Consider the following 10,782-nt stretch of genomic DNA (forward strand, 5'->3'; position numbering starts at 1 on the left):
CATGTCGATCAGGCCCGACGTGGGCGGTGACGATCCGGGCGGTCTCGACGTCGACGCCGGTGGTCTCGAGGTCGAACACGCCGAGCGCGTGCCACCACGGGCGACCCGAGAGGTCCTGGGTCGGAGCGGGGGAGTCGAGCTGCGCTGTGGGGAACGTCACGCGGTCAGGCTAACCGGACGCACCGACACGCCGAGACGCGACCCGCCCACCGGTGCCGACCCGCGCCTCCCGAACCGCCCGACCGGACCGTCGCCCGACCGGACCGCCGCGCGACCGAGCCGCGCGACCAGGGGGCGGCGCGACCGAGCCGCGCAGCCGCGCGGGGGCGCGGCAGCCCTACCGGGGCCGACCCGCGCCTCCTGGACGCTCCTAGCCGACCGGCGCACCCACGTGCAGCCAGTAGAACGACTGCGTCCCCATGGTCAGCGTCACCTCGCCCGACTCGTCGAACGACGGGAACGACCCGCCGCCGAACAGGTCGTACAGCGGCCGCCCCGCGTACTCGGGCGCCGAGATCGTGACGGACGTCGGGTTGGTGGCGAAGGAGAAGACGCACAGGACGTCCTCGGCGGAGGGCCCGAACTGGTGGCCGGAGCCGGAGCCCTCCCACGACCGGACGAACGCGAGCACCGAGTCGTTCGAGGTGTCCTGCACGGCCAGGGTGCCGAGGCCGAACACGGGGTGCGCCTTCCGGACGTGGATGACGTTCCGGACCCAGTGCAGGAGCGAGCGGGACTGGGCGAGCTGCGCCTCGACGTTGACCTGTGCGTAGTTGTAGACGAGCGACTGGACGACCGGCAGGTAGAGCTTGCCGGGGTCCGCGGTGGAGAACCCGGCGTTGCGGTCCGGCGTCCACTGCATCGGCGTGCGCGAGGAGTCGCGGTCCGGGAGCCAGATGTTGTCGCCCATCCCGATCTCGTCGCCGTAGTACAGGAACGGCGACCCCGGGAGCGAGAACAGCAGCGCGTGGATGAGTTCGAGCTCGGCGCGGGAGTTGTCGAGCAGGGGAGCGAGGCGGCGACGAATGCCGATGTTCGAGCGCATGCGGGGGTCGTAGCCGTACCAGCCGTACATGGCCTGCCGGTACTCCTCGCTGACCATCTCGAGCGTGAGTTCGTCGTGGTTGCGGAGGAACACGCCCCAGGCAGCGGAGGACGGCACGTCGAGCGTCTCGGACAGGATCGCCTTGAGCTCGGCCGCGTGCTGCGCCCGGAGTGAGTAGAAGATGCGCGGCATCACCGGGAAGTCGAACGCCATGTGGCACTCGGGCTCCTCGTCGGTGCCGAAGAACGCGGCGGTCTCGCGCGGCCACTGGTTCGCCTCGGCGAGCAGGACGCGCCCGGGGTACTCGTCGTCCACCATCGCGCGGAGCTTCTTGATGAACTCGTGCGTCTCCGGTTCGCCCTCGCCGTTGCCGTCCTCGGACTCGAACAGGTAGGGGATGGCGTCGAGCCGCAGCCCGTCGACGCCCAGATCGAGCCAGTGCCGGACGACGTCGTACACGGCCTCGACCACGGCGGGGTTCTCGAAGTTGAGGTCCGGCTGGTGCGAGAAGAACCGGTGGAAGAAGAACTGGCGGCGCACCGGGTCGAACGTCCAGTTCGACTCCTCGGTGTCCACGAAGATGATCCGGATGTTCTCGTACTCGGTGTCCGTGTCCCGCCACACGTAGAAGTCGCCGTAGGGGCCGTCCGGGTCCTCGCGGGACTGCTGGAACCACTCGTGCTGGTCGCTCGTGTGGTTGATCACCATGTCGATGACGATGCGCATGTTGCGTTCGTGCGACTTGGTGACGAGTTCGCGGAAGTCGTCGAGGGTGCCGAACTCCGGCAGGATCGCCTTGTAGTCGGCGATGTCGTAGCCGCCGTCGCGCATCGGCGACTGGAAGAACGGCGGGAGCCACAGTGCGTCGACGCCGAGCCACTGCAGGTAGTCGAGCTTGCCGATCACCCCCTGGATGTCGCCGATGCCGTCACCGTTCGAGTCGACGAAGGAACGGATCATGCACTCGTAGAACACCGAGCGCTTGTACCACTGCGGGTCCAGTGTCAGGCCTGGGAGCTGGATCGGGGCGGTGAACGTCACCGTGGACACGCTAGGCCGCGGCGCATGGAGTTGTCCGGAGATCGCAGCGACCCGGCAGGCCGGGTGCGTTCGGAGGGGCCTGGAGGCGCGGCTCGTCCCGCGCGGACGGGTCGCGTTCGCGGGTGGTCCGGTCCTCCACGGACGGGTCGCGTTCGCGGGTGGTCCGGTCCTCCACAGGCGGGTCAGGTTCGCGGGTGGTCCCGTCCTCCACAGCGGGGTCGCCTCTGCGAGTTGTCCACGATTCCGGGTGGGGCAGCCCGGGCGCACCGGCTCGCGTTCGTAGACTGGCCCGGATGCAACCGCCCGTGCTCTCCCCGTACCAGTCGCTGATGGCCGCCACCCCGGTCGTCCACCGCTCCGTGCAGGTCGACGGCCGCACCACGCACTACTGGGAGTACGGGCCGTCCGACGCCGACGAGACCGTCCTCGCGGTGCACGGCTTCCGCGGGGACCACCACGGCCTCGAGACGATCGCCGCGCACCTCGTCGGGGTGCGCGTGATCGTGCCGGACCCTGCCGGGTTCGGCATCTCGGACCCCCTGGCGGTCTCCGAGATCGACTCCTACGTCGCGTGGTTGCAGGGCTTCACGCGGCACTCGGCCTCGGCCCCGACACCGTCGTGCTCGGGCACTCGTTCGGGTCGATCGTGGTCGCCGCGACGGTGGCCGCGGGGCTCGCGACGCGGCTGCTCGTGCTCGTGAACCCGATCGCCGCCCCGGCACTGCAGGGCCCCCGGGCGGTGGGCACGGCGATCGCGATCGGGTACTACCGCGCCGGTGCGGTGCTCCCGAAGCCGCTGGGCCTCGGGCTGCTCCGGAACCCGGCCATCGTCCGCGTGATGAGCCTGGCGATGGTGAAGTCGCACGACCGCGACCTCCGGCGGTGGGTCCACGACCAGCACGACCGGTACTTCTCGGCCTTCGCGAACCGGACGAGCGTGCTCGAGGCGTTCCGCACCTCGGTCACCCACGACGTGTCCGAGTACGCCGACCGCATCGGCGTGCCGGTGCTCATGATCGCGGCCGAACGCGACGACATCACCGCCGTGCCCGAGCAGCGCGCCCTGGCCGCCCGACTGCCCGACGCCGAACTCGTCGTCGTGCCGGACGTCGGGCACCTCGTGCACTACGAGACCCCGGGGGCCGCGGCGTCCGCGGTACTGCGGCGGATGGCGGACGCCCCGAAGCGGGGCCGCAAGGGCGGGCCGTCGGGCACGAAGCGTGCGCCGCGGTCGTCGGCCGCGGCGGACGGCGCGGCGTCGTGACCCGGCTGCGCATCGGGATCGACTGCCGGTACGTCCGCATCGGGCGCCACGACGGCATCAGCCGGTTCACCGCCGGTGTCGTCGCGCACCTGCCGCAACGGCACGACTACACCCTGCTCGTGCACGACGAGCGACAGCTCGAGTCCCTGCCGTCGGACCTGCCGTGGGAGCTCCTGCCGGCACCGACCGAGCCGGGCGAGCCGTTCGTCGCCCGGACGGTCAACCGGCTGGGGCTCGACGCCGTGTTCTCGCCCATGCAGACCATGGGCTCGCGCGGCCGGCGGTACGCCCTCGTGCTGACGCTGCACGACCTCATCTACTACCGGAACCGCACGCCCCCGCGCGAGTTCTCGTGGCCGCTCCGGCTCGGTTGGCGTGCCTTCCACCTCAGCTGGGTGCCGCAACGCGTGCTCCTGAACGGTGCCGACGGGGTCGTGACGGTCTCCGAGACGACCGCCGGCCTGATCGCCGAGCACCACCTGACCAAGCGGCCCGTCACGGTCGCGTACAACGCCGCCGACCCGGCGACCCCGCGCCTCGGCGGCACGCGCGAGAAGTCCCTCGTCTACATGGGCTCGTTCATGCCGTACAAGAACGTCGAGACGCTGGCGGCCGCGCTGCCGTTGCTCGGCGCGGACTGGGTGCTGCACTGCATGTCGCGCGTGTCCGTCGCCGATCGCGCTCGTCTGGAGCGGCTCGCGCCCGCCGGTTCGATCGTGTTCCACGACGGCGCCTCGGACGACGAGTACCTGTCCGTGCTGCGGTCGGCGACCGCGCTGGCGACGGCGTCGTACGACGAGGGCTTCGGCATCCCGCTCGTCGAGGCGATGGGCGTCGGCACACCGGTGGTGGTCAGCGACATCCCGATCTTCCGTGAGATCGGCGGGGACGTCGCCGAGTACTTCGACCCGACGTCGCCGTCGGCGGTCGCCGCCGCGGTCCGCCGGCTCGAGGCGCGGTGGGACGACGCGTCACGGGCGTCGATCGCGCAGGCGGGTCGGTTCCGGTGGGAGTCGTCGGCCGAGCAGGTCGTCCGTGCGGTGGAGCAGGCGGTCGCCCGGCGCGAGGACCGCGGGACCGACTGACGCTGGCGGTGCGCACCCGCGGCCGGTCATCCGGGCGGTGCGCGCCCGTGACCGGTCACGTGGTCGGTGCGCGCCCGCGACCGGTCACGAGGACGGACGGACCGCCGTCACGAGGACGGACGGACCGCCGTCACCGTCGCCCCGGGGAACACGGCGTGCGCCTCCGCGGTCGCCTTCGCCACCACGGCGCCGAGTGCGGCACCACGACCGATCGTCTCGACCGTGATCGTCTGATCCGCCGGGTCGTCCGACGGGCCGTCGTCGCCCCACGAGCACCGGACCGCGGACACACCCCCGATGGCGTCCAGCTGCCGGGCGAGCTCGAGTCGTTCCCGGGTGACCTTCGCGTCGGTCGAGATCCCGACCTCGAGTGCGCCGAGGTCGGCGACGGCGAACACCCGGACGCCGTTCCCGCTGGCGTCCTCGGTCGCGGTGCGGAGTCCCTCGACGACCGCGGTGCGGTCTTCGTCGGACAGGGTCGGGGTCACCGTGACGGTCGACTCGACGTCGTAGCTCGCGAACGAGGTCTTCTCCGGCTCGTGGTCGCGGACCCCCTCGACCCCGTCGAGTGCGCGTGCTGCGCCGCCGAACCGGTCGAGGGCGGCCCCGGGCTGCGGGAACACCCCGCCGACGCCGTTCTGCACGCTCCCGACGATCGTGACGAGCACGACCGCGATCACACCGACCGCGACGACCACGCCGAGGCCCACGAGCGCACCGCGTCCGACCCGCTGCCGCGGCGTGCGCACCGGGACCGATGCGGTGTCCGGACCGAACGCGCGGTCGAGGTCGTCCGTCTCGGGGCTCTGGGGCCGTCCGGGCCGAGCGCCCCCACCACCGGATCCGTCGACGGTCATGTCAGCCCCCCTCACACGCTCGGGTCTGCGAGTGCATCGGAGCCTAGTACGGTGTCCCCGGCTACGCCCGACGCTCGAGGGGGTTCTGGTCCGCGAACGCCGAGCGGCCCTCGGCGTCGGACACCTCGTCGATCGGGTCGTCGAACCGGACGAGCTCCGCACGGAAGCGCTCGGGGTCCCACCGGAAGGAGTGCACCGACCCGTTCCGGATCGGGGTGCTGTGCCGGTCGGCCGTCCCCGGGGCCGCGGCGTTGACGACGGTGCGGATGACGGCGCCGTGCGTGGCGACGACGACGCGGCCCGCGTCGAACCGCACCGCGATCTCGCCGAGCGTCTCGGTCACCCGGGCGAGCAGCGCGCTGCGGGACTCGCGGCCGGGGATGTCATCGTGCGGGTACCGCGCCCGGACCTCGTCGTCGGTCAGGCCCTCGGCCTCGCCGTAGGAGCGCTCGGCGAGTCCGGGGTACGTCGAGGGCTCGGGCAGGTCGAGGTGGGCCGCGATGACGGCACCCGTCTCGAACGCTCGGGACAGCGGGGATGCGACGACGGCGTCGAACCGGCGTCGCCCGAGCAGGGTCGCGGTGGCGCGTGCCTGCCTGCGTCCGGTGTCGTTGAGCGGGATGTCCGTCGAGCCCTGGATGCGCCGTTCGGCGTTCCAGTCGGTCTCGCCGTGCCGGACCAGGTACAGGAGCGTCGTCACCGCTCGATCATCGCAGACGCGCCGCGAGGGCTTCGAGGGTCTCGGTCGTGCCCGCGTCGATCTTGACCGCGGCCCGCGCGTCGCTCCGGGTCGCACCGCGGTTGACGATGACGACGGGGTGCTTCCGGCGGGCGGCGTGGTCGACCAGTCGGACGCCGGAGTTCACGGTGAGCGAGGAGCCGACGACGAGCAGTGCGTCGGCCTCGGCGACGATGGAGACGGCCTCGCGGAACTTCTCGGCCGGCACGAACTCGCCGAAGAACACCACGTCGGGCTTCAGCACCCCGCCGCACACCGAGCAGTCCGGCACCCGGAAGCGGTCGACGTCGGTGATCTCGACGTCGCCGTCGGGCTGGAGCTGCACCGACCCGGGTTCGTCGATCCACGGGTTGTCGCGGTCGAGCACGGCCGCGAGGTCGGCCCGCGAGAACACCTGCCCGCAGGTGAGACAGACGGCACGGTCCATCGATCCGTGGATCTCGACGACCCGCCGGGACCCGGAGCGGAGGTGCAGTCCGTCGACGTTCTGCGTGACGATGCCCGTGACGACACCGTCGCGTTCGAGCGCGGCGAGCGCCTGGTGCCCGGGGTTCGGACGGGCCGCCGCGAAGGTCCGCCACCCGAGGTGCGAGCCGGCCCAGTAGCGCTGGCGCTTGGCTGGGTCGGCGCGGAACTCCTGGAAGGTCATCGGCTTGCGGACGACGCGGCCGGCACCGCGGTAGTCGGGGATGCCCGAGTCGGTGCTCAGCCCGGCGCCCGAGAGCACCGCGATGCGCTTGCCCGCGAGGAGCTCGACGGCGCGGTCGAGGTCGAGCGCGGACGCGGTCGCGCCTTGGGGGCTGGTCGGTTCGCTCGTGGCCATCGTGTTCACGGTACCCTCAACAGCCGACCGACCCGGTCACTTCCCTCCCGCCGTGCGAGGCCCCACGGCGTCGCGGGCGACACCCTCCCGACACCGAATCGAGCCCCGTGCACGCCGTCCGCATCGACTCCCTCGACGACCCCCGTCTCGACGACTTCGCCCGGCTGACCGACGTCGCCCTGCGCCGCGTGTCCGAGCCCGAGGGCGGGCTCTACATCGCGGAGTCGAACACCGTCATCGAGCGCGCCGTGCGGGCCGGTCACGTCCCGCGCAGCGTGCTCGTGCAGGAGAAGTGGCTCGACAGCGTCCTGCCGGTCGTCGCGGACCACGACGGCCCGGTGTTCGTCGGTCCGGACGACCTGCTCGAGGACCTCACGGGGTTCCGCATGCACCGTGGCGCCATCGCCGCGATGCACCGTCCGGAACTGCCGAGCGTCGCGGACGTGGTGCGCGACGCGAAGGTCGTGGTCGTGCTCGAGGACATCGTCGACCACACCAACGTCGGCGCCGTCTTCCGGAGCGTCGCCGGCCTCGGGGCCGACGCGGTCCTCGTCAGCCCGCGCTGCGCCGACCCGCTCTACCGCCGCAGCGTCCGGGTCAGCATGGGCACCGTGCTGCAGGTCCCCTGGACCCGCATCGGCGACTGGCCGGCCGCCGGCGAGGAGCTCCGGGCGCAGGGCTTCCACCTCGCCGCGATGGCGCTCACGGACCGCTCGGTGGACCTCGACGCCTTCGTCGCCGACGTGCCGGAGCGCGTGGCGCTCGTGATGGGCACCGAGGGGCAGGGCCTCACGCCCGCGGCGATCGCCTCGGCCGACACGACGGTGCGGATCCCGATGGCGCACGGCGTCGACTCGTTGAACGTCGCCGCGGCGAGCGCCGTCGGCCTGTGGGCGGTCACCCACGCCCAGCGGCTCGCCGCCGAGCGCGCCTGAGTCGCGTCCAGGAGGCGCGGCTCGTCCCCGTCGGTCGGGCCGGGGGACCGGGTGGTCGCGTCCCGCCTCCACCGTCCCGCCGCCCGTGGCACCGCACCGCGTCGGGGTGACCGACGAGCCGGGACCGGGGTCCCGCCGGACGCGACCGTCCGTGTCGGGGCCGAGCCGCGCCTCCCGTCCGCCGTCCCGCTGTCCGCGCGTCCTCGCAGCCACGCGGGACCCGCCCCCGGTACGCTCGGTTCCCGTGTCACGAGTCGTCCGCCGCCCCCGTTCCGCCGTCCGGAGGCCGGTGACCGTCTCGGTCGTCGCCGTGCTCGTGCTGGCGGTCGGCTACCTCGTGGCCGCGGCCGTCGTGCCGTTCGCCCCGGCGAGCGCCTCGACGACGACCTACTCGGCGCCCACGTCGTCGGTGCCGGACCTGACGTTCCCCGGCTACGGCGCGACCGCGGTCGAGGCCACCGACTTCCCGGAGAGCCTCCGCACGAGCGGCGACACGAAGCCACGGTCGATCGCGAGCATCTCGAAGGTGGTCACGGCGCTCGTCGTCCTCGACGCGAAGCCGCTGGAGCAGGGGGAGTCCGGGCCGACGATCACGTTCAGCCCGGGGATGCAGGCGCTCTACGCGAAGTACCTCGCGGTGAACGGCGAGGTCGCGCCGATGCCGGCCGGCCTGCGGCTGTCGGAGTACCAGACGCTCCAGGTCATGCTCATGAAGTCCGCGAACAACTACGCCGGTGCGCTGGCGCTGTGGGCGTTCGGGTCGATGGACGCGTACCGCTCCGCGGCGGACACCTGGCTCGACGAGCACGGACTCGACCACACCACGATCCACGAGCCGACGGGCCTCGACGCCGGCAACACCTCGACCGCGACCGACCTCGTCACGCTCGGGCAGCTGGCCCTCGCCGACCCGGTGGTGAAGGAGGTCGTCGGGACGAAGCAGGTCACGGTCCCCGGTGCCGGAGCGATCGAGAACTCGAACAAGCTGCTCGGGCTCGACGGCGTGGAGGGCATCAAGACCGGCACGCTCGACGAGGCCGGGGCGTGCCTGCTGTTCGCCGCGACCTACGAGCGGGGCGGCCGGCAGGTGACGGTGGTCGGGGCGATGCTCGGCGGCGTCGACCACGAGTCGCTCGACGACGACGTCCAACGGCTGCTGCGGTCGGTCGCCGACAACTTCCAGGTCGTGACGCTCACCCACGCCGGCCAGACGTTCGGGACCTTCTCGACGCCGTGGCAGGACGAGGCCGACGCGGTGTCCGGCCGGGCGGCCGAGGTGCTCGTCTGGGGGAGGACGACGGTGTCCGCGTCGACGCACCTCGACCGGATCACGCTCGGCACGAAGGGGGAGCGGGTCGGCCGGGTCCGGTTCACGATCACCGACCACGACGCGGTGACGGTCCCGCTCGTGCTCGAGCGGTCGATCGACGACCCGGGCGTCTGGTGGCGGTGGACGAACCCGTTCCAGGGCGCCTGACGACCGACGGGCGCAGCGCCCGACGGCGCGCCTGACGAGCGTCGGGCCGACGGCGCGCTCGACCGGCTCAGCGCCCGACGGCGTGCTCGATCATCGAGCAGGGTACGACCGCGTCCCACCCGGCGAGCCGTGGCATCCCGCCGATCCGGACGGTGTCCCCGGGGTGCGCGGCGCAGTGGGCCGCACGGTGCTCGACCTGGGCGGCCCACACGGGGCCGTCCGCGCGGAGCGGTGTCGCTCCGCTCCCGGCGACGAGGGCGGCGACCGTCACGACGACGAGCGCCCCGCCGGCCGCACGCCAGGGCCACCGCCCGCGGGCGAGCAGGACGTCGGCGGCGAGGACCACGGCCGCGACGAGGAACATCGACGCCGCCGCCGCGTAGCGCAGGGGCTCGGTGTCCGCCCAGTCCGACGGGGTGAACGTCGACCACGTGGTGCCGGGCGTCCGGTTCACGATCAGTGCCGCGTACCAGACGAGGCCGGCGCCGACCGTGGTGGCGAGGAGCATCCACCTGGACGGCCAGGGTGCCCGCACGAGCGCGGTCACCACGGCGGCGACGAGGAGCGCCGCGGGCACGGCGACGACCCACCAGCCGTGCGCTGCGACGGAGGCACCCACTGCGCGGACGTCGGCGTCCCAGCTGCCGCCGACGACCTGCGCGAGGAACCCGGCGGTCATGTCCCGGAACGAGGTGATCCCACCCTGGTGCGTCGCGGAACGGGGGTGCGTCAGGGCCGCGGTGGCCTGCGCCGCGACACCGAGCACCGCGGTCGCGGCGACGGGCAGCACGCGCACCTGCCGACGGCCGATCAGGAGCAGCGGGAGGAACACGGCCGCCTGGATCTCGCTCGTCGTCACGACGCCGACGGCCGCGGCGGTGGCACCGGCCGCCCACCAGCTCCGCGGACGGTGGGCGAGGAGCCAGGGCGCCGCGAACAGCAGGTACCAGTGCAGGTTCGCCGCGGTGCCGGCGATCTCGACGGGTGCGAGGGGGATCACCGCCGGGACGACCGCGAGCAGGACGCGCAGCGTCCAGGACCGCACGACGTCGCGGGCGAGCGCGAAGACCGTGCCGCAGACCGCGCCGAGGACCGCGCACGACAGCGCCGAGACCGTCAGGGCGTACAGGTCGATGCGCCCGGTCGCGACGGCGGCGTCGACGACGAGGCGGGGCAGGACGTGCAGGTACCCGTCGTACGGGTGCCAGACGGACCGGACCGGGCCGAGGGCGAGCCGGTCGGTGAGGAATCGCCCGGAGTCCTCGGCCCAGGCGACGCCGCGGGCTGGGGCGCCGATGCGGACCCATGCGAGCACGGCCGTGGCGACGGCGACGAGCACCGCCGACAGCGCGGGCACCGTCCACCGCGCGGGCACCGCCGCCGACACCCGCCCCGGGCGGACCGCTGCCGTCATCGGGCCCCCTCGTGCTGTGGTGCAGTCGTACCGGGGGATCATGGCGCAGGAGCGTGGACGGCGGCCGTGACCCGGATGCCGTGCCTCTCAGGCTCGTCCCGG

Annotated in this window: 9 protein-coding genes and 1 pseudogene; 4 read left to right on the forward strand and 6 right to left on the reverse strand. The window is 73.1% G+C overall.

Going from position 1 to position 10,782, the window contains the following annotated elements; genetic code table 11:
- Positions 1 to 160 (reverse strand): annotated as a pseudogene (locus I5E_RS26735) (3'-5' exonuclease); the annotation flags it as partial.
- 210 nt (positions 161 to 370) lie between these two features.
- Complete coding sequence (gene treS / locus I5E_RS04185) at positions 371 to 2,086, reverse strand: maltose alpha-D-glucosyltransferase (protein WP_031261495.1); 1,716 nt, start codon at positions 2,084 to 2,086, stop codon at positions 371 to 373.
- Between the two features lie 571 nt (positions 2,087 to 2,657).
- Between treS and I5E_RS21150 the strand changes: the two genes are divergently transcribed.
- Together I5E_RS21150 and I5E_RS04195 are read left to right on the forward strand one after the other, a co-directional pair.
- Positions 2,658 to 3,350: an alpha/beta fold hydrolase gene (locus I5E_RS21150; protein WP_307157921.1), complete on the forward strand. Its 693-nt coding sequence runs from the start codon at positions 2,658 to 2,660 to the stop codon at positions 3,348 to 3,350.
- A 5-nt stretch (positions 3,351 to 3,355) separates the two neighbouring features.
- The gene (locus I5E_RS04195; RefSeq protein ID WP_031261496.1) at positions 3,356 to 4,435 is read left to right on the forward strand and encodes a glycosyltransferase family 4 protein; all 1,080 of its coding nucleotides are present in this window, start codon (positions 3,356 to 3,358) and stop codon (positions 4,433 to 4,435) included.
- A gap of 107 nt (positions 4,436 to 4,542) precedes the next feature.
- Here I5E_RS04195 and I5E_RS04200 read toward each other — a convergent pair whose 3' ends face one another.
- The 3 genes from I5E_RS04200 to I5E_RS04210 form a co-directional block, all read right to left on the reverse strand.
- Positions 4,543 to 5,292, reverse strand: coding sequence for a hypothetical protein (locus tag I5E_RS04200; RefSeq protein ID WP_022905891.1), 750 nt, complete (start codon positions 5,290 to 5,292; stop codon positions 4,543 to 4,545).
- Positions 5,293 to 5,353: 61 nt separating this feature from the next.
- The gene (locus I5E_RS04205; protein ID WP_022905892.1) at positions 5,354 to 5,992 is read right to left on the reverse strand and encodes a histidine phosphatase family protein; all 639 of its coding nucleotides are present in this window, start codon (positions 5,990 to 5,992) and stop codon (positions 5,354 to 5,356) included.
- 7 nt (positions 5,993 to 5,999) lie between these two features.
- On the reverse strand, positions 6,000 to 6,854 hold the full coding sequence (locus I5E_RS04210; protein ID WP_022905893.1) for a Sir2 family NAD-dependent protein deacetylase: 855 nt from the start codon (positions 6,852 to 6,854) through the stop codon (positions 6,000 to 6,002).
- A 107-nt stretch (positions 6,855 to 6,961) separates the two neighbouring features.
- Between I5E_RS04210 and I5E_RS04215 the strand changes: the two genes are divergently transcribed.
- Positions 6,962 to 7,789 (forward strand): TrmH family RNA methyltransferase, encoded by an 828-nt coding sequence (locus I5E_RS04215; RefSeq protein ID WP_022905894.1) that lies wholly within the window; start codon positions 6,962 to 6,964, stop codon positions 7,787 to 7,789.
- A gap of 244 nt (positions 7,790 to 8,033) precedes the next feature.
- Entirely contained in the window at positions 8,034 to 9,266 is a 1,233-nt protein-coding gene (locus I5E_RS04220; protein ID WP_187290452.1) for a D-alanyl-D-alanine carboxypeptidase family protein, read from the forward strand.
- 67 nt (positions 9,267 to 9,333) lie between these two features.
- Here I5E_RS04220 and I5E_RS04225 read toward each other — a convergent pair whose 3' ends face one another.
- Complete coding sequence (locus I5E_RS04225; RefSeq protein WP_022905896.1) at positions 9,334 to 10,680, reverse strand: hypothetical protein; 1,347 nt, start codon at positions 10,678 to 10,680, stop codon at positions 9,334 to 9,336.
- Between the last annotated feature and the right edge of the window lie 102 nt (positions 10,681 to 10,782).

Source organism: Curtobacterium sp. B18, from assembly GCF_000333375.1.
Taxonomy (GTDB): Bacteria; Actinomycetota; Actinomycetes; order Actinomycetales; family Microbacteriaceae; genus Curtobacterium.

Coding starts and splice junctions, on each gene's coding strand:
- I5E_RS04200 (WP_022905891.1), bottom strand. CDS start 5,292: ATGACCGTCGACGGATCCGGTGGTGGGGGCGCTCGGCCCGGACGGCCC.
- I5E_RS04210 (WP_022905893.1), bottom strand. CDS start 6,854: ATGGCCACGAGCGAACCGACCAGCCCCCAAGGCGCGACCGCGTCCGCG.
- I5E_RS04225 (WP_022905896.1), bottom strand. CDS start 10,680: ATGACGGCAGCGGTCCGCCCGGGGCGGGTGTCGGCGGCGGTGCCCGCG.